Consider the following 16,652-nt stretch of genomic DNA (forward strand, 5'->3'; position numbering starts at 1 on the left):
CGCCGCCCACGGTGCTCCCGGGCTTTTTTGCGTCCTCGCGCCGCCGCTTCCCAGCCTGGCCTGTCCCGTTCCGGGCTGGCAGATTGTTGAAAGATCCTTCTGCGCAAGCCGTTCAAAAATAGTGAGATGCAAGGCGCAAGAACAATTTAAGACCGAAGCGTATCCCAATACGCGAGGTTTTGAATTGTTCGCAGCAACGCCGCAGATCGCTGTTTTTCAACGGCTTGCTAGCGGAATAAATCGTAGACAGCCTTGCCGATGAGCCCGAAGGTCACAGTCATGACCCCGAAGACCACGCGCTCCAGGTTGCGGAGCTTCTCGGAATGGGTGGCGCAGCGCTGGCTGCGACGCAGTTCCGCCACGTCCTGCATCACGGCCTTGACCCGCTCGTCGATGCGCGCCAGCAGGAGCGCCACGTCCTGGGTCTCGCTCACGCTCCGCCCCCCCAGTGCAGGCGCACCGCGCCCTTGTCGAAGGCGCTGCGCCCCAGGAAATAGTAGCCGTACACGCCCCAGCCCAGATCCGTGAGGGCCGAAAGCTTGGCCGGGGCCACGCCCGGGGCCAGGGCCGAGGCGATGATGGCCGCTGTCACGGCCAGCAGGCACAGGGGCCGCACGTTCTTGGACAGCCAGGAATCCGAGGCCATGTCCGCGGTGTGGCGGGTGGTGAGCTGGGCGTCATAGGCCGCGTCGGCTTCCAGTTGCTTGGCCCGCCAGGCCAGGAGCCGCCGGCGCTCGGCCGCCTCCAGTTCCCTGAGTCGCAACGCGGCCCGGGGATCGTTTTCCATGGCCCTGGCCACGGCCTCGGGCTCGGGCTCCACGTCCAGGCAGGCGGCCACCAGGGCCCCGGCCGCGCCCACCACGGCCCCGGCCGGGCCGCCCAGCACCCCGGCCAGCACGGGCGCGGCGTCCGCCGCCATTTTGCCCACGTCCTTCCAGTCCATCAGCGCCCCCCGCAGGCCGCGTCCCGGCCCCGGCGTTCAACGGTGGTGAAGACCCGGCCGCAGCCGTCGCAGGCCCGGGTGCGCTCGGTGACCCCGGGCCGCACCTGCACCGTGCGCACCACGCGCGTGCGCTCCCCGCAGCATTCGCACTGCATGCGCCCCCCTCAGTATTGTTCGTAGATGGTCAGATGAAAGGAATCCGCGCCCGAAAGCCGGTCCATGAACCGCGTGAAGGCCTCGCGGCTGTCCAGCACCGCGCGACCGCCGCCCACGCGGCCCCAGGCCCCGCCCAGCAGGATGCAGCCCCGGGTCTGCGCGGCCGTGTTCCCGGCGTGAAAGAGAACGTGGGTGCGCCCGGGCACGTCCAGGACCTCGAATGTCTCGCCGAATTTCGCCGACGCGTGCCGCGCGCAACGGTACTGCTGGGCCGGGATGCTGGACACGCCCGCCGCGTTCTCGCGGTCCGGCGGCTCCAGGGTGGCGCAGACGAGCTCCTTGTTCAGCCTGAGGGCGCCCAGGGTTCCCTGGGCCGATTCCTCCAGCCGGATGATTTCCACAACGGGATCGAATCGCATGGCCTCCCCCCTAGAATCCAAGGATCGGATCCGCGCCCCGGGCGTCGCCCCGGATGCGCCCCCATTCCCAGGGGCAGCCCGAGGCCAGCGCGGCGGCCAGTCCGTCCAGATGCCTGGGCTCCCCTTCCAGGAGCAGCGCCCCCAGCGGCTCGCGCAGCAGATAGGCGTCCAGTTCGCGGCGGTTCTCGCGCCTGGCCGTGCCGATGGCGTCCGCAAAGGCGGATTTCGCCTGCCCCTGAAACTCCGGGCCGAAGAATTCGAAGATGGCCGACGCGGCCAGCCCGCACTCCCGCCCGCCCTGCCGCAACCTGTAGCCCCAGCCCCTGCCGTCCCCCAGGTCGGGCAGGGGAACGAGCCACCGGCTCCCCGGCACGGGCGTCGTTTTGCGCACGTGGCCCGCGGGGTTCATCTCGAACCCCAGGCGCAGCCCGCGCACGGGAACCGGGACCCAGACGTCGGAAAACCGTCCAGTCCCATCCTCTTTTCCGGATGTAGGCATGGGCGCAATATAGGCTAAAATCGCCTATACGTCAAGGGGGCCCCGGGGAATTCTAGGCTATTTTCACCTATTGCCCAGGAGGCGATATCGGCTATAGTAATGCAATGGACGAGGCACTGGATTTCACCCAACGCTATCTGGACGCCATCGAGGCGGCGCGCATCCGCCAGGGCCGCAGCCACTCGGACATCGCCCGGGCGGCCTTCCCCCTGCAACAGGATCCCGTGGGCACCTACCGCAAGGTGCGCAACTCGGGCCGCAGCCTGAAGCTCCAGGACGCCTACCGGCTGGCCCAGGCCGTGCACCAGGACTTCGCCTCCCTGTGCTGGCGGGTCTCCCAGTCCCTGCCCGGCCGCGAGGCCTCCCCCTTCCAGCCCTAGCCGCGCCCCACCGCGCCCCGGCCCGGACGGCAAAACCCGCCCGCGCCTTCTACCGGCTTTTCACATATTTACTGGCGATACTATATAAACTACCTTCATGCTCCATCATGGCGCAGTGCGGGCGGCCGTGCCCGGCTGCGCCCCCTTCACCACCGCAACCGTGAGGATGGAAGCATGAGCACAGACTCGACACGCAGCTCCACGGCAAGGGACCCGCTATCGGAATTGTTCGACGTGGCCTCGGCCCTGCACTTCCTGGGCGACGCCTTCGACAGCCTGGACCAGGCCGGAACCCCGGTCCGGGCCACCGGGGCGGGCTGCCTGGCGGAGATGCTGGGCGACCAGGTCCACGCACTGGCCTGCGCCCTGTGGGCACAGGCCCCGCCTTCGGCCCCGCGCCCCCGGGCCGAAGGCCCGGACACCTCTCCGGACGAACAGCGAAACCAGCCCACCAGCCCCTCCGAAAAATAGGCTAGATACGCCTACCGTTCGGCGCGCAGAACCAGCCGCCGGAGCGCGGGCGCCTCCCGGGCCTCGCGGGCGTCCGCCCGCTCATCCGTATGAAGTGAATATGCAAGCCGTTCCGGCCTTCCCGCTTGCCGCCCCAAGGGCCTGGCGGCGAGGATGCCGGGGACGGACGGCCGCATCCTCCGGCCGGAGATTCCGGCCGGGAACGTGTGGGGGATCGCCCCGCCTAGTGGTGCAGGATCTGGCTCAGGAACAGCCTGGACCTGTCGTACTGGGGATTGGTGAAGAACTCTTCCGGGGTGTTCTCTTCGACTATCTCGCCGCAATCCATGAAGATCACGCGATCGGCCACGGTGCGGGCAAAGCCCATTTCGTGGGTCACGCAGACCATGGTCATGTTCTCCTCGGCCAGGCTGATCATGACGTCCAGGACTTCCTTGATCATCTCCGGATCCAGGGCCGAGGTGGGCTCGTCGAAGAGCAGGATATCGGGGCTCATGCACAGGGCCCGGGCGATGGCCACGCGCTGCTGCTGCCCGCCGGAAAGCTGGCCCGGATACTTGTCCGCCTGCTCGGCGATGCGCACCCGGTCGAGATAATGCAGGGCCGTGGCCTCGGCCTCCTTCTTGGGCATCTTGCGCACCCACACCGGAGCCAGGGTCAGGTTCTGCATCACGGTCATGTGCGGGAAAAGGTTGAAGCTCTGGAAGACCATGCCCACTTCGCGGCGGATCTTCTCGATGCCCTTCAGGCGGCCCGAAAGCTCGGTGCCCTGGACCACGATGGAGCCCTGCTCGTGGTGCTCCAGCTGGTTCACGCAGCGGATCAGGGTGGACTTGCCCGACCCCGAGGGGCCGCAGATGACGATGCGCTCGCCCTTGCGCACCTGGAGGTCGATGTTCTTGAGCACGTGGAAGTCGCCGTACCACTTATTCAGGCCCTTGACCTCGATGACTATTTCGTTGGCATTCATGACGTGCGCCTTTTAATGGTTTGTCTTGGGGCCGCGCTTTTCAATGCTGCGGCCGTAGCGGCTCATGCCGAAGCAGAAGCACCAGTAGACCAGGGCGCAGAAGATGTACGCCTCGGCGTCGCGCCCCAGCCAGTGCTGGTCCTGGGCGGCGGCCTTGGCCATGCCCAGGAAGTCCAGGAGCCCGACGATGATCACCAGGGAAGTGTCCTTGAGCAGGGCGATGCAACGCCCGATGAGGGACGGCAGCACGTAGCGCAGGGCCTGGGGCAGGATCACAAAGCCGAGGATCATCCACGGGGCCAGGCCCAGGGCCTTGGCTGCGTCGCCCTGCCCCCTGGGCACGGCCTGGAGCCCGCCCCGCACCACCTCGGCGATGTAGGCCGAGGAGAACATGATGATGCCCAGCTGCACGCGCAAGAGGTTGTTGATCTGCATGTTCACGGGCAGAAACAGCGGCATCATCACCGAGGCCATGAACAGGATGGTGATCAAGGGCACGCCGCGCACCAGCTCGATGAACCCCGTGCACACGGCGGAGATGCCGCGCATCCGGGACTGCCGCCCCAGGGCCAGCAGGATGCCCAGGGGAATGGAGAACAGGATGCCCACCGCGGCCAGGCCCAGGCTGAGCATGAGCCCGCCCCACTGGGACTGGTCCACTACCTCGAGCCCCGCGCCCCCGCCGATGAGCCACAGGGACGCCACGAACAGCACCGGCCACAGGCCCGCGAGCACGCAGCGGCGGCAGCGCCCGCTCACCGTGGCGGCCACGGCCCCGGCGAACAGGAGCCCCACGGCGGCGGGCCGCCAGATCAGCTCCTGGGGATAGGTGCCCACCATCAGGATGCGCAGCTTGTGCCAGATGAACGTCCAGCAGGCGCCCGTGGCGCCCTGGCAGGCCTCGGGCCCGCCCGTCCACACGGCGTCGAACACGCCCCAGGACAGGATGGGCGGCACGGCCTTGTACAGCAGCCACAGGGCCAGGACCGTGAGCAGGGAATTGAGCCAGCCCGCGAACAGGTTGGCGTGCAGCCAACGGATGACCCCGGTCTGGGTGACGGGGGCCGGGGCCGAGGGGGACGGAGTGAAGGTCTTGAGTTCGCTCATCGCTCCACCAGCTGCACCTTGGCGTTGAACCAGTTCATGACCACGGAGATGACCAGGTTGATGGCCAGGTACACGGCCATCCACATGGCGATGATCTCGATGGCCTGGTCGTTCTGGCCGACGATGGTGCCGCCCACGGAAACCATGTCCGGATAGCCGATGGCCACGGCCAGGGAGGTGTTCTTGACCAGGCTGCAGTAGTCGTTGGTGGTGGCGGGAATGCACACACGAAGCGTCTGGGGCAGGATGACCTTGCGCATGATCAGCCCGGGCTTGAGGCCCAGGGCCTTGGCCGCCTCCAGCTGGCCCTTGTCCACGGACTGGATGCCGCTGCGAACGTTCTCGCCGATGTAGGCGGCTGTGTAGAGCACCAGCACCAGGAGCAGGGAAAAGAACTCGGGCCGCATCACCATGCCGCCCTTGAAATTGAAGCCCTTGAGCGCGGGCACGTCGAACTGCACGGGCCGTCCGGCCAGGAAATACGCCGCCACGGGCAGGCCGACGCAAAGTCCCAGGGATATCCACCCCGAGCGCAGGCCCCGGCCCGTCTCGTCCTGCCTGCGGCGGGACCAGAGGCAGACCAACACCGACGCGGCCACGGCCACGGCCACGGCCGCCAGCACGAAATACATGCCGTCCTGCATCTCGGGCCGGGGCAGGAACACGCCCCGGTTGTTCAGGAACACGTCGGGCAGCGGGGTCAGGCTCTTGCGAGGATGAGGCAGGGACACCAGCACGATGGAGTAGCAGAAGAACAGCGACAACAGCAGCGGGATATTGCGCAGGACCTCCACGTACACGGCGGCCAACCTGGCCACCAGCCAGTTGGCGGACACCCGGGCCACGCCGACCACGACGCCCACCACCGTGGAGAACACGATGGCCAGGGCGGCCACGAACAGGGTGTTCAGGGCTCCCACCAGGAAGGCGTAGCCGTAGGTGTCGGCCGGGGAATAGGGCAGCAGCGTGTCGTTGATGGGCAGGCCGCCCTCCACGCCCAGGAAGCCGAAGCCCGAGGCGATGTTGCGGGCTTCGAGGTTGGCCTGGGTATTCTGGAAGAGCAGCAGGGCCACGTAGACGGCCCCGCCAACGACGAGCACCTGCGGAACCAGGGCCACGAGCTGGTCTTTGAAGCTTGAGGTTTTCAAAATGGCTCTACATTCAGATAAGGGTGAGCCCCGCGTCGCCGGTTGCGGCCGGCGGCGCGGGGCGGCAAAGGTGTTGATGCAAACCGGCTAGCGGATGGGCATGGCGTACAGCAGCCCGCCCTCGGTCCAGAGGCTGTTCACGCCGCGGGGAATGTTCATGGGCGTCTTGGGGCCGAAGTGGCGGTCGTAGATCTCGCCGTAGTTGCCCACGGCCTTGATGGCGCGCACCAGCCAGTCGTTGTCCAGGCCGATGAAGGAGCCCACGTCGCCCGTGACGCCCAGCATGCGCTGGACTACGGGGTCCGTGGAATTGGCCTTGACGTCCTCGACGTTGGCCTGGGTGATGCCCTTCTCCTCGGCCTCGATGAGCCCGTTGAGGACCCAGGTGACCAGGTCCTTCCACTGGTTGTCGCCGTGGCGCACGAAGGGCGACAGGGGCTCCTTGGAGATGGCGTTGGGCAGGACCACGTGGTCGGCGGGTGTGGGCGCGCTGGTGCGCAGGGCGGCCAACTGGCTGATGTCCGTGGAGAAGACGTCGGTGCGGCCCTGGAGGTAGGCGTTGAAGGCCTCCTTCTTGGAATCGAAGACCACGGTCTCAAGCTTGATGTTGTGCTTGCGCGCGAAGTCGGCCACGTTGAGCTCGGAGGTGGTGCCCGAGACCACGGCCACGGAAGCGCCGTCCAACTCCTTGGCGTTGCTCACGCCCAGGGACTTCTTCACCATGAAGCCCTGGCCATCGTAGAAGACCACGACGGTGAAGTCCACGCCCTGCTTGCAGTCGCGCTTCATGGTCCAGGTGGTGGTGCGGGACACCAGGTCCACCTGCCCCGAGGAGGCGGCGACAACCTTCTGCTTGGAGGCCAGGGGAACGAACTTCAGCGCCTCGGCGTCCTTGAGCACGGCGGCGGCCACGGCGCGGCCCATGTCCACGTCGAAACCGACCCAGCGGCCGTTGGAATCAGGCGCCGAAAAACCGGGGACGCCTTCGCTCACGCCCAGCGTGATCTTGCCGCTCTGCTGGACCGTCTCCAAAGTGCCCGCGGCGGCAACGCCGCAGACCAGGGCCAACATGGCCGCAGCCAACATCAACTTAGCGAAATTTTTCATCCTCTCTCTCCTTGGAGTGCTTGTCTTATGGGCTGATGGGAACAAATGGAAAGGCGTAACCCCCGGCTATGTTACAAACAGGTTACAGCGTGTCAACAACGGCCCCTAAGATATCGTATTTCTTCTCATCGCCCGTCGGGAGGCGCGGCAACGCGCACGGCATGGCGCGCGCGTGCGAAACGCGTGCGAAGCCCCGCGCGCGCGGGCCCCGGCACACCAAAAGGCAAGGAAACGGGCGCAAAACATGACAATTGCGCGCAAAACGACGTCGGCATTTCTTGTGCGGAAAATATTTTGATATAGGAAGGCTTATACACGGGGACGCCGCTCTTCCCGACTCCGGGGAGCGGTTCGGCGAGATGGCGCGGGGCGGAGGGCAAGGAAAAAGGGGTTATCAACCTGGAAGACCATGATTGATAACCCCTTGCAGTCCTGGCGGAGAGGGAGAGATTTGAACTCTCGATACCCGTAAAGGTATACGCCCTTAGCAGGGGCGCGCCTTCAGCCAGCTCGGCCACCTCTCCAAGGGTCGTCGCGCGGGAAGCCCCGGGCAACGATCGGCCCCGCGGCCGCGATCCGGCCCAACAGGGAGCTAATGGATACGGGCAGGGCCGCTTCTTTGTCAAGTGAAATCGCCCCAATGGGCGGCCCCCCACCGCAAGGGCCGGAAATGGCGGTAATTCGCGTGGTTTTCCCCACCTTGCAAGGGGCGCTGTTTCCCCGTATGAAACAGCGCATCATCGCCTCCGGGCAGCGGGAAACGAAAAACGTGAAGTGCTCCAACTGCGGCAACGACCTCATGGTCCACGAAGTGCGCAAGGGCCTGGCCAGGCTCCTGGCGCTCTTGCCCGTGGCCAGCTACACCTGCGTGCGCTGCGGCAAGACCAGCCTGGGCCCGGGCGACCTCTACGCCTCCGGCCCGGCGCGCGCGGCCCTGGCCGTGGCCCTGGTCGCCGTGCTGGCCCTGGGCGGTCTGTGGCTGTTCCACCGGGGAGGCCCCGAACTGGGTCCCCACTCCATACGCTGCGAGGTCAACCCGGAAACCCCGGGCGTCGCCGCGCCCGGCACCGGCCCTGCGGCCCTGCCCGCGGCGGCGGACAACGCCACGGCCCCGCTTCCCGCTCCGGCCGAGGCGGCCGCCGAACCGGCGGCCGTTCCGACCACGGCGACGGAGACCCTTGACGCCGCGCCCGCCGAGGACACGGCGGCGACCGGCCAGGCCGACGACGAGACGGCCGAGACCAACTCCACGGCCCAGGACGAGCCCTCCCCGCCCCTTCCCGCCGCCGTCGCCGAAGAACCGCCCGCCGAGGAACCGCCTCTGGAAGAGATCGTCGTCCAGGCCCCGCCCAAGCCCGTGCGCCCCTCCGGCCAGCCCCGGGGCGTCGGAACGGCCGCCCGGGCCGGCCTGAAGGGCGTGCGCACCGGGATCTGGAACGGGGCCCTGGTGGTGACCCTGGACGTGGACGGAAAGCCGGGGCGGCCCTCGGGCTTCAGCCTGGACTCGCCGCCGCGCTATGTGGTGGACATACCGGGGCGCTGGTCATATCCGGGCGAACGCGTCCTGCCCGTGGGCCAGGGCAAGGGCAAGGCCCTGCGCCTGGGGGTCCACGACGACCACCTGCGCGTTGTCCTGGATCTCTCGGCCGCCCCGGAGAAGGCCTCGGTGCGCGTCACGGACCAGGGGATCGTGATCACGGTGCGCTGAACCGGCGCGCCGTTCCCCCGCAAAAGAAAAGCGTGCCGTCCGGCCATTGCTGGCCGGACGGCACGCCTGATTGGCGAAATCCTTCCAAGGCTTGATCCCCTAGTCCTGCGCTCCGGCCTCCGCCTTGTGCGCGGCCACGTCCCTGTCCCACATCCCCTGGATGTCGGGCGGGTCCTGGAACATGCCGCCCGTGAACATGGAAAACCACGTCAGGAAGGCATGGGGCAGGGTCTTCTCGGTGTCGCGGAACCTGTCCGGCACCATGTAGCTTGTGACCACGCACTGCATGATGCCCGCCGCGACCTCCGGGTCGATGCCGGGGCGAACCTCCCCGCTGGCAACGCCCGCCTCCAGCACCCGCGCGAAGCGGCTGATCATCAGGCTGCGGCTCTGCTCGTGCAGTTCCCATACCCGGGGGTACTCGTGCTGCACGTCGGCCATGAATGCGGGCGACAGGGACTGGACGTAGCGCCCTATCAAGGGAAAGACCCTGGCGAACAACTCGCGGATGGTGCCGCCCTGGGCCAGCACCTTGAAGATGTCCTCATGCCGCGAGAGATATTTTTCCATGAGCAGGGTCCGGACCAGGTCCTCTTTGCCTGCAAAATGCCTGTACAAGGTCTTTTTGCTCATGCGGAGGTCCGACGCTATGTCGTCCATGGTCACGCCACGCACACCGAGTTTGGAGAATTTGGCGTAGGCTGTCTCCAGTATGCGCTTTCTTACACCAGTTGCGTCTCTGTTCATGGCAGAATCCCCGATTATTCGAAGTTCCGTATACGCTTGGCCTACTTTCGTAACGGCATACTGTCAACTGAAAAATCCTTCCTTGGCAGGTGTTTCTGCAACCAGACGCTCCCCCTGTATACACAAAAGGCCCCATCCAGAACGGACGGGGCCCTGTTTTGCGAAAAGACAAACCGGTTTTCTATTCGGTCCGGCGATAGGCGCGCTTGAGAATCACCGCCGTTACGGGCACGTCCTGCATGCCGCCGCGCACGCCCGTCTTCACCGAAGCGATGCGGTCCACCACGTCCATGCCGCGGATCACGCGCCCGAACACGGCGTACCCCCAGCCCTGGTTGGTCTTGGCTGTGAAATCCAGGAAGGGATTGTCCTTGTGGTTGATGTAGAACTGGCTGCTGGCGCTCTGAGGGTCCATGGTCCTGGCCATGGCGATGGTGCCGCGCTTGTTGGACAGCCCGTTGTCCGCCTCGTTGGCGATGGGCGGGCCCGCGGGTTTCATGAGCATGCGCTGGTCGAACCCGCCGCCCTGGATCATGAAGTCCTTGATCACGCGGTGGAAGATGGTCCCCTCGTAGAAGCCGGAGTCCACGTAGCGCAGGAAATTGGCCACGGTCTTCGGGGCCTTGGCATCGTCCAGGAGCAGCATGACGTCGCCCTCGCTGGTCTCCAGCACGACCACGGGGCCCGCGGCCAGGGAGTTGGACGACCAGAAGGCCAGGACAAGGGCCACGGCGAACAAAGAGCGGATCATCCATTTCATGATCGGATTTCCTCCTTGGAAGGGTGTCTGGACCATGGATAGGAAAGGAACAGCGCGAAGTCAAAGAATATCGCGTCGGGCCCGCCGAGCTATACACTTTCAAAATCTGGACTTTTGCCAATGTAAACGATATTTCAGCAAAATTATTTGTTCTGCAAATCATAATTATAGTTTCGATTTAAATTTTCTATTTGTTAGCCCACTGAATTTGTCATTATAGTAAGGTCAACCCGTTGGTTTTCCACAGGATCAAAAAGACTATGTGGAAAACTTGGAACGCCCGGAAAGGGGAACCCGGGCCCAGGCACTGGATCAGGGGCCAAGGCGCAGGGATGACGCCAAGGCCCGAAGGCCGCTCCTCAACACAGGAACGAGGCAGGAAACCATGCAGTCCGTGGAAACTATCATAGAGGCTCATGCCCGCGAAATGAAAAGGCTTCGCAAATCTCTGGAATTTTCCAGCAAGCATCTCAGCGACGACCGCTCCCGGCTGGACCGGGAACTCGACGCCCTGAAAAGGCGCGCCGCGATGCCCCTGGTGCCGCCCAAGAAGCCCACGCCTCTGGCCGTGCGCCTGTTCTCCATGCTGTTCTAAGACGCCCCTCCGCCCCGCGCGCCACGCGCGGGGCGTTTTCCACACCCTTTCCGCCCCTCGCGGAGACGCGCGTTTGCGTGTATGTTCTCCCCAGGGCCCACGGGCCCTGGCCCGACAAACCCGCCAGCCCCGAGGAACGCACTATGGATCCCAGCCGCCGCCACGCCGTCAAGGCCATGGTGGCCGCCGCCCTGGCACCGGCCGTCTGCGCCGTGGCCGGGGCCGTACCCGCCCCGGCCGCCGCCCTTCTGGAAACGCCCATCAACGTCATGGTGCCCCGCACCTGGTCGCCGCCCCTGGACGGCAAACAAGGCCGCCTGCTCCAGGCGCGCCTGGGCCGAGCCATCCTGGAGGCCGTGCGCGCCAACTACAAGGGCAGGACCCTGCCCGTATGGAAACAGCGCTACGGCAGCATGGACCTGGAAAAGCGCGTCACGAACATCTGCCTGTGGATCGTCAGAAGCGTTCGCGCCCACCATGACGTGTATCCCGTGGACCCGGTCTGGGTGGCGGCCCAGATCATGACCGAGTCGTTTTTCTACGAATTCGCCGTGTCCCGGGCCCTGGCCGTGGGCATCTGCCAGTTCATCCCGGCCACGGCCGCGGAGTACGGCATGACCTGCGGCGGAACCCGCCCGGAGCACTCGTCCGCGCCCTACGCCCTGCCCCAGTGGGCTCGGGAGGTGGACAACTACTACCAGCGCCGGGCGGACTGGAAAAAGGCCATGCGCCGCCGCAACAAGGTGGCGGGCGACGCCACCGAATACCTGCGTGAGGCCCTTTCCGCCGGACGCGCGGGCGAGGCGGCCCCCCGGGCCGGGGACTGGCTCGCGGCCGACGCCGAGGCCCAGGGCCTGGACGACCAGGTCAAGGAATCCCGCAGCCGCTACCGCCGCTACCTGCGCGAGAACTTCAAGGGCCGCAGCATCTTCGACGACAAGGACGTGCGTTTCTTCAAGGCCTTTGACGAGCGCGTGCTGTACAAGCGGCCCGTGGACGCCATGGTGCTCATGCTGGCCCGGTTCCTGCGCGCGCGAAACGGCAACATCCTCAGCGCCGCAGCGGGCTACCACTGCGGTCTGGGCAACACCCGCGAGGACGGCGACGTGTACGGCCGCTACGGCCGCATCCCAGGGTTCGACTCCACCGTGAGCTACGTCAGCCGCATCCTCGTGAACCATCACGAAATAGCACTGCGCATGGCCTAGCAGGCCGTCCACGGCCCAGTCCCCGTTGCCTTTTTCCCTTTTCATGCTTATGGGGGAAACAAGGAGGCAGCGCCATGCAACTCCTGGACAACATCCTGGACATCGTGAACAGGGGTCTGGAAATCTCCCTGACCCTGACGGGTCCCTTGAGCCTGCTCCTGTACCTGGGGCTCATGGGCGTGGTCTATCTGGCCTACTACAAGCGCGGCGGCCGCCTGGCGTCCTTCGCCCACCTCATGGGCGGCGTGTTCTTCTTCTTCATCGTCTGGAACCACCCGGACTACGCCTGGTACAAGGCCCGGCCCTGGAACGGCGGCTACGCCTACGCCCTGGTCATGGTCATGACCTACGTGTACCTGCCCATGAAGATCGCCATCTTCATCACCGAGATCGTGCGCGGGGCCCTGGGCATCGAGCCGCCCAAGCCCCGCCGCCGCCGCTTCCGCCGCCCCCGCAACGACTAGCCCGGGCCACGGCCATCGCGCACCAAAAACCCCCGTCTCCTCTCGGAGACGGGGGTTGTCGCATTGGTTTGTCCGGCGGCGGCTAGTCTTCCAGCAGCCGGGGCTCCACGATCTTGATCTCGGCCTTGTCGCGCAGATCCGAGAGGTAGGCCATGAACATCTCGTTGCCCTTGAGCTGACGGAGCTGGGCCATGAGCATGGGCTTCTGGCGCTCCCACTGCTCCTCGGGCGGCGCGATGCGCGCGTCCGGGCGCACCAGCACGTAGCCGTCGTTCACGGCGAAGCTCTTGTCCAGCCACTTGCCCTGGGGCGCGGCGAACACCGACTCCACCAGGGGCGGATTCATGCCCAGCTCGGGGATCAGGCCCCGGCGGCCGAAGGGCTTGCTGGTGTGGATCGCCTTGGCCTGGGCGGCCTCGGTGTCCTCGGCCTTGGATTCGTCGAGCAGGGCCGCCAGCACGGAGTCGGCCTTCTTCTGGGCCAGACCCATGGCGGTCTCGCGGCGCAGGGCCTCGACGATGGCGCCCTTGACCTTCTCCACGGGCGCGTAGGTGGCGTCCACAAAAGCTGCCTTGGAGACCAGGATGTAGCCTCCCTCCACGGCCACGGGGGTTTCCGAGGCCTTGCCGGGCACGAGGTTGAACAGGGAGTGCGCGGAGTCCGCGTCCACGCCCAGGCCCTGGACCAGCATGTCCTCGGTCACGGGGCCCGTGGACTCCAGGTTCATGCCCAGGGTCTCGGCCACCTTGGCCAGGGAGTCGCCCACGATGATCTGGTCGATGCCCTGATCCAGCTTCTCGCCCACCGCGGTGGCCGCCTTTTCCTCGGCCAGCTGGGCCTTGATGCGCGGGGTGGCCTCCTCTATGGTTTCGGTGCCCGCGTCGCGATGCTCCTCAAGCTTGATGAGGTGCCAGCCGAAGCTGGTGCGCACGGGGTCGCTGACCTCGCCGGGCTTGAGGGCGAAGGCGGCCTCCTCGAAGGCCGGGACCATCATGCCCTTGCTGAACCAGCCCAGGTCGCCCCCCTGGGCCTTGCTGGGGCCCTGGGAATATTTCTCGGCCAGGGCGGCGAAGTCGCGCTTGCCCAGTTCGGCCTTGATGCGCAGGAGCTTGGCCCGGACGTCCTTGACGTCCTTGTCCCCGGCGTCCTGGTCCAGCTTGAGCAGGATGTGCCGGGCGCGGACCTGCTCGGGGCTGGCGAACTCGGCCTTGTGCCCCTCGTAGTAGGTCTTGATCTCCTCGGCGGACACGGGCTGGTCCTTGGCCAGGGCCTGGGGCGTGAAGCTCAGGTACTGCAAGGTGGCGCGGGCCGGGCGCTTGAAGCGCTCCTTGTGCTCCTCGTAGTAGGCCTCGATGTCGGACTGCGCGGGCTCGACGCCCTTGGCGAAGTCGCCCCAGGGGAACAGCAGGTAGTCGATCACGGCCTGCTCCCCGCCGTAGAGGAAGAAGTCGCGGGCCTCGGCCTCGTCCACCAGCACGGTGGAGGCCAGGTGCCTCTGGAGCTTCTCGGCGGTCAGGTCGGCGCGCAACCCGGCCTCGAACTCGGCCGGGGTCATGTTGTTGCTCGAAAGCACGGCCCGGTAGATGGCGGTGTCGAAGCCGCCCTTGTCGTTCCTGAAGGCCCGGTAGACGCGGATGCGCTCCTTGACCTCGGCATCGGCCACGGTCAGGCCCAGCTTCTCCGCGCTCTGGCGGATGAGCAGGGAATTGACCATCGAGGACAGGACCCGGTCCTTGATCTTCATCTGGGCCAGGTCCTCGTCGGAGGCCTTGGGCATCTGCGAGCGCACCTGGTCCATCTCGCGGCGCAGGCGCAGCTGGAAGTCCTTGATCAACAGGGGCGTCTCGTCCACGTAGGCCAGCACGGCGCCGCCCTTGTTGCCCAGGGTGCCAGAGCCGTAGGCGAAGACGAAGGCCAGGATGATGATGCCGAAGAGGATCTTGATGATCCACGATCCGGCATGTTGTCTCAATCCGTCGAGCATTGTCTCTCCAAGTGTCTTGAGAGGGTTCGGCTGTGGGGCCTAGACGTTGTCCGCAGCCCTGCGGACATAGTTCAGCAGGCCGCCTGCCTGAATAATAGCCAGCTCATTTTCCGTCAAATCATTTCGGGCCGCCACCTCGCCGCCTCCGGCCACGGCGAGGGCCACCTCGCCGCCGGGGACGATGGCCGCCGCCGGGATGGTCAGGGCCGCGCCCTGCTCCAGACGGTCGTAGTCCGCCGGGTCCGCGAACAACAGCGGCAGGATGCCGAAGTTGACCAGGTTGGCCCGGTGGATGCGCGCCAGGGACTTGACCAACACGGCGGCCACGCCCAGGTGGCGCGGCCCCAGGGCCGCGTGCTCGCGCGAGGAGCCCTGGCCGTAGTTCTCGCCGCCCACGATGACGCCGCCCCCCGCCTGGGTGATGCGGGGCACGAAGCCCTCGTCCACGCGGGAGAAGACGTACTGGCTGATGGCCGGGATGTTGGACCGCAGCGCCGTGATCTGCGCGCCCGCGGGCAGGATGTGGTCCGTGGTGATGTTGTCGCCCACTTTCAGGGCCACGCTGGTCTCGATGGTCTCGGGCAAGGCCGCGAACTCTTCCAGGGGCACGATGTTGGGCCCGCGCAGCACCTCCACGCCCGCGCCGTCGTCCGGGGGCATGAGGAAGAGATGGCGGATGGAGGGCGCCTCGGCCGGGAACTCGGGCCGCGCCGGGGGCTCGCCCCAGGTGGCCGGGTCCGTGAACTCGCCGCGCAGGGCGCACATGGCCGCGGTCTGCGGGCTGGCCAGGTAGACCTGGGCGTCCAGGGTGCCGGAGCGGCCCTCGAAGTTGCGGTTGAAGGTGCGCACGGACACGCCCGCGCTCACGGGCGAGCCGCCCATGCCGATGCACGGGCCGCAGGTGCACTCCAGCAGGCGCGCGCCCGAGGCCAGCACCGGCTCCAGCAGCCCCTCGGCCGCGATCATCTGCAACACCTGCTTGGAGCCGGGGGAGATGAGCAGGTCCGTGGACGGGGCCACGCGCTCGCCGGCCAGCATCCCGGCCACGGTCTTCATATCCGCATAAGAGGAGTTGGTGCAGGAGCCGATGGCAGACTGGTCCACCTTGAGGCCGGCCAGCTCGCGCACGGGGCGGCGCACGTCGGGCATGTGCGGGGCCGCCACCAGGGGCTCCAGGGCCGAAAGATCGATGGTCATCTCCTCGTCGTATTCCGCGCCCTCGTCGGCGCCCAGGAGCTCGAAGTCGCCCTCGCGGCCCATGACCTTGAAGAACTCGCGGGTGCACTCGTCGCTGGGGAAGATGGACGTGGTGGCGCCCAGCTCCGCGCCCATGTTGGTGATGGTGGCGCGCTCGGGCACGGACAGGGTGGCCACGCCCGGGCCGAAGAACTCCACCACGCGGCCCACGCCGCCCTTCACGGACAACTCGCCCAACAGGTGCAGGATGATGTCCTTGGCCGCGGCCCAGCCCGTGAGCCGGCCCTCCAGGCGCACGCCCAGGACCTTGGGCATGGGGATGGTGTAGGGCTCGCCGGCCATGGCCAGGGCCACGGACAGGCCGCCCGCGCCCATGGCCAGACAGCCCACGCCGCCCGCGGTGGGGGTGTGGCTGTCGGACCCGATGAGGGTGCGCCCGGGGCGCGCGAAATTCTCCAGATGCAGTTGGTGGCAGATGCCCGTGCCCGGAGGCGAGAACACGGCCCCGTGGCGCGCGGCCACGGTGCGCAGGAAGCGGTGGTCGTCGGGGTTGCGGAAGCCCATCTGCAAGGTGTTGTGGTCCACGTAGCTCACGGAAAGCTCCGTGCGCACGCGGGGCACGCCCATGGCCTCGAACTGCAGCCAGGCCATGGTGCCCGTGGCGTCCTGGGTCAGGGTCTGGTCGATTTTCAGGGCCACGGCGGAGCCGGGGGCCATGTCCCCGTCCAGGCGGTGGGCGGCGATGATCTTGCGGGTCAGGTTCACGGGCATGATGCGGTCCTTTGCGCC

19 protein-coding genes and 1 tRNA gene are annotated in these 16,652 nt (G+C 66.8%); 6 read left to right on the forward strand and 14 right to left on the reverse strand.

Features of this window, described 5'->3' with window-relative positions; translation table 11 throughout:
• Window positions 1-227 precede the first annotated feature (227 nt).
• Genes ACYYG1_RS09630 through ACYYG1_RS09650 form a run of 5 tightly spaced genes read right to left on the reverse strand, consistent with a single transcriptional unit; the run spans window position 228 to window position 2,017 of the window.
• Window positions 228-434, reverse strand: a complete 207-nt coding sequence (locus ACYYG1_RS09630; RefSeq protein WP_461210090.1) for a hypothetical protein — start codon at window positions 432-434, stop codon at window positions 228-230.
• Window positions 431-943 carry a hypothetical protein gene (locus ACYYG1_RS09635; protein WP_461210091.1) on the reverse strand — a complete coding sequence of 171 codons (513 nt, stop codon included), beginning with the start codon at window positions 941-943 and terminating at the stop codon, window positions 431-433. Before ACYYG1_RS09635 ends, ACYYG1_RS09630 begins: the two co-directional genes overlap by 4 nt.
• Window positions 943-1,098, reverse strand: coding sequence for a hypothetical protein (locus ACYYG1_RS09640; protein WP_461210092.1), 156 nt, complete (start codon window positions 1,096-1,098; stop codon window positions 943-945). Before ACYYG1_RS09640 ends, ACYYG1_RS09635 begins: the two co-directional genes overlap by 1 nt.
• Window positions 1,099-1,107: 9 nt before the next feature.
• Window positions 1,108-1,518: a DUF5675 family protein gene (locus tag ACYYG1_RS09645; RefSeq protein ID WP_461210093.1), complete on the reverse strand. Its 411-nt coding sequence runs from the start codon at window positions 1,516-1,518 to the stop codon at window positions 1,108-1,110.
• A 10-nt stretch (window positions 1,519-1,528) separates the two neighbouring features.
• A complete protein-coding gene (locus ACYYG1_RS09650) occupies window positions 1,529-2,017 on the reverse strand; it encodes a hypothetical protein (protein WP_461210094.1) in 489 nt (162 codons plus the stop codon).
• Between the two features lie 104 nt (window positions 2,018-2,121).
• Here ACYYG1_RS09650 and ACYYG1_RS09655 point away from each other — a divergent pair, with 104 nt between their 5' ends.
• Window positions 2,122-2,397 (forward strand): hypothetical protein, encoded by a 276-nt coding sequence (locus tag ACYYG1_RS09655; protein ID WP_461210095.1) that lies wholly within the window; start codon window positions 2,122-2,124, stop codon window positions 2,395-2,397.
• Window positions 2,398-2,571: 174 nt separating this feature from the next.
• On the forward strand, window positions 2,572-2,868 hold the full coding sequence (locus ACYYG1_RS09660; RefSeq protein WP_461210096.1) for a hypothetical protein: 297 nt from the start codon (window positions 2,572-2,574) through the stop codon (window positions 2,866-2,868).
• Window positions 2,869-3,091: 223 nt separating this feature from the next.
• Here ACYYG1_RS09660 and ACYYG1_RS09665 read toward each other — a convergent pair whose 3' ends face one another.
• The 5 genes from ACYYG1_RS09665 to ACYYG1_RS09685 form a co-directional block, all read right to left on the reverse strand.
• Window positions 3,092-3,838, reverse strand: a complete 747-nt coding sequence (locus tag ACYYG1_RS09665; protein WP_461210097.1) for an amino acid ABC transporter ATP-binding protein — start codon at window positions 3,836-3,838, stop codon at window positions 3,092-3,094.
• 12 nt (window positions 3,839-3,850) lie between these two features.
• Window positions 3,851-4,945 carry an amino acid ABC transporter permease gene (locus ACYYG1_RS09670; RefSeq protein WP_461210098.1) on the reverse strand — a complete coding sequence of 365 codons (1,095 nt, stop codon included), beginning with the start codon at window positions 4,943-4,945 and terminating at the stop codon, window positions 3,851-3,853.
• On the reverse strand, window positions 4,942-6,093 hold the full coding sequence (locus tag ACYYG1_RS09675) for an amino acid ABC transporter permease (protein ID WP_461210099.1): 1,152 nt from the start codon (window positions 6,091-6,093) through the stop codon (window positions 4,942-4,944). Before ACYYG1_RS09675 ends, ACYYG1_RS09670 begins: the two co-directional genes overlap by 4 nt.
• 87 nt (window positions 6,094-6,180) lie before the next feature.
• Window positions 6,181-7,200 (reverse strand): amino acid ABC transporter substrate-binding protein, encoded by a 1,020-nt coding sequence (locus ACYYG1_RS09680; RefSeq protein WP_461210100.1) that lies wholly within the window; start codon window positions 7,198-7,200, stop codon window positions 6,181-6,183.
• Window positions 7,201-7,633: 433 nt separating this feature from the next.
• A tRNA-Ser gene (locus tag ACYYG1_RS09685) sits at window positions 7,634-7,724 on the reverse strand.
• A 200-nt stretch (window positions 7,725-7,924) separates the two neighbouring features.
• Between ACYYG1_RS09685 and ACYYG1_RS09690 the strand changes: the two genes are divergently transcribed.
• On the forward strand, window positions 7,925-8,908 hold the full coding sequence (locus ACYYG1_RS09690) for an AMIN domain-containing protein (RefSeq protein ID WP_461210101.1): 984 nt from the start codon (window positions 7,925-7,927) through the stop codon (window positions 8,906-8,908).
• Between the two features lie 99 nt (window positions 8,909-9,007).
• Here ACYYG1_RS09690 and ACYYG1_RS09695 read toward each other — a convergent pair whose 3' ends face one another.
• Complete coding sequence (locus tag ACYYG1_RS09695) at window positions 9,008-9,655, reverse strand: TetR/AcrR family transcriptional regulator (protein WP_461210102.1); 648 nt, start codon at window positions 9,653-9,655, stop codon at window positions 9,008-9,010.
• 181 nt (window positions 9,656-9,836) lie between these two features.
• A complete protein-coding gene (locus ACYYG1_RS09700; RefSeq protein WP_461210135.1) occupies window positions 9,837-10,406 on the reverse strand; it encodes a peptidylprolyl isomerase in 570 nt (189 codons plus the stop codon).
• A 436-nt stretch (window positions 10,407-10,842) separates the two neighbouring features.
• On the opposite strand from ACYYG1_RS09700, the gene ACYYG1_RS09705 reads away from it, so the two are divergent.
• The 3 genes from ACYYG1_RS09705 (at window position 10,843) to ACYYG1_RS09715 (ending at window position 12,682) form a co-directional block, all read left to right on the forward strand.
• Complete coding sequence (locus ACYYG1_RS09705) at window positions 10,843-11,010, forward strand: hypothetical protein (protein ID WP_461210103.1); 168 nt, start codon at window positions 10,843-10,845, stop codon at window positions 11,008-11,010.
• 143 nt (window positions 11,011-11,153) lie between these two features.
• The gene (locus tag ACYYG1_RS09710) at window positions 11,154-12,218 is read left to right on the forward strand and encodes a transglycosylase SLT domain-containing protein (RefSeq protein WP_461210104.1); all 1,065 of its coding nucleotides are present in this window, start codon (window positions 11,154-11,156) and stop codon (window positions 12,216-12,218) included.
• Between the two features lie 74 nt (window positions 12,219-12,292).
• Window positions 12,293-12,682, forward strand: a complete 390-nt coding sequence (locus tag ACYYG1_RS09715) for a hypothetical protein (protein WP_461210105.1) — start codon at window positions 12,293-12,295, stop codon at window positions 12,680-12,682.
• 82 nt (window positions 12,683-12,764) lie between these two features.
• Here ACYYG1_RS09715 and ACYYG1_RS09720 read toward each other — a convergent pair whose 3' ends face one another.
• Together ACYYG1_RS09720 and ACYYG1_RS09725 are read right to left on the reverse strand one after the other, a co-directional pair.
• Window positions 12,765-14,666 (reverse strand): SurA N-terminal domain-containing protein, encoded by a 1,902-nt coding sequence (locus tag ACYYG1_RS09720; protein WP_461210106.1) that lies wholly within the window; start codon window positions 14,664-14,666, stop codon window positions 12,765-12,767.
• Window positions 14,667-14,705: 39 nt separating this feature from the next.
• Window positions 14,706-16,634 carry an aconitate hydratase gene (locus tag ACYYG1_RS09725; RefSeq protein ID WP_461210107.1) on the reverse strand — a complete coding sequence of 643 codons (1,929 nt, stop codon included), beginning with the start codon at window positions 16,632-16,634 and terminating at the stop codon, window positions 14,706-14,708.
• Between the last annotated feature and the right edge of the window lie 18 nt (window positions 16,635-16,652).

The organism is Desulfocurvus sp. DL1XJH-121, from assembly GCF_054819825.1.

What these genes read in the sequence shown, in the direction of transcription:
- ACYYG1_RS09635 (WP_461210091.1), bottom strand. Translation starts at nt 943, where the DNA reads ATGGACTGGAAGGACGTGGGCAAAATGGCGGCGGACGCCGCGCCCGTG.
- ACYYG1_RS09640 (WP_461210092.1), bottom strand. Translation starts at nt 1,098, where the DNA reads ATGCAGTGCGAATGCTGCGGGGAGCGCACGCGCGTGGTGCGCACGGTG.
- ACYYG1_RS09645 (WP_461210093.1), bottom strand. Translation starts at nt 1,518, where the DNA reads ATGCGATTCGATCCCGTTGTGGAAATCATCCGGCTGGAGGAATCGGCC.
- ACYYG1_RS09650 (WP_461210094.1), bottom strand. Translation starts at nt 2,017, where the DNA reads ATGCCTACATCCGGAAAAGAGGATGGGACTGGACGGTTTTCCGACGTC.
- ACYYG1_RS09655 (WP_461210095.1), top strand. Translation starts at nt 2,122, where the DNA reads ATGGACGAGGCACTGGATTTCACCCAACGCTATCTGGACGCCATCGAG.
- ACYYG1_RS09660 (WP_461210096.1), top strand. Translation starts at nt 2,572, where the DNA reads ATGAGCACAGACTCGACACGCAGCTCCACGGCAAGGGACCCGCTATCG.
- ACYYG1_RS09665 (WP_461210097.1), bottom strand. Translation starts at nt 3,838, where the DNA reads ATGAATGCCAACGAAATAGTCATCGAGGTCAAGGGCCTGAATAAGTGG.
- ACYYG1_RS09670 (WP_461210098.1), bottom strand. Translation starts at nt 4,945, where the DNA reads ATGAGCGAACTCAAGACCTTCACTCCGTCCCCCTCGGCCCCGGCCCCC.
- ACYYG1_RS09680 (WP_461210100.1), bottom strand. Translation starts at nt 7,200, where the DNA reads ATGAAAAATTTCGCTAAGTTGATGTTGGCTGCGGCCATGTTGGCCCTG.
- ACYYG1_RS09690 (WP_461210101.1), top strand. Translation starts at nt 7,925, where the DNA reads ATGAAACAGCGCATCATCGCCTCCGGGCAGCGGGAAACGAAAAACGTG.
- ACYYG1_RS09695 (WP_461210102.1), bottom strand. Translation starts at nt 9,655, where the DNA reads ATGAACAGAGACGCAACTGGTGTAAGAAAGCGCATACTGGAGACAGCC.
- ACYYG1_RS09700 (WP_461210135.1), bottom strand. Translation starts at nt 10,406, where the DNA reads ATGATCCGCTCTTTGTTCGCCGTGGCCCTTGTCCTGGCCTTCTGGTCG.
- ACYYG1_RS09705 (WP_461210103.1), top strand. Translation starts at nt 10,843, where the DNA reads ATGAAAAGGCTTCGCAAATCTCTGGAATTTTCCAGCAAGCATCTCAGC.
- ACYYG1_RS09710 (WP_461210104.1), top strand. Translation starts at nt 11,154, where the DNA reads ATGGATCCCAGCCGCCGCCACGCCGTCAAGGCCATGGTGGCCGCCGCC.
- ACYYG1_RS09715 (WP_461210105.1), top strand. Translation starts at nt 12,293, where the DNA reads ATGCAACTCCTGGACAACATCCTGGACATCGTGAACAGGGGTCTGGAA.
- ACYYG1_RS09720 (WP_461210106.1), bottom strand. Translation starts at nt 14,666, where the DNA reads ATGCTCGACGGATTGAGACAACATGCCGGATCGTGGATCATCAAGATC.
- ACYYG1_RS09725 (WP_461210107.1), bottom strand. Translation starts at nt 16,634, where the DNA reads ATGCCCGTGAACCTGACCCGCAAGATCATCGCCGCCCACCGCCTGGAC.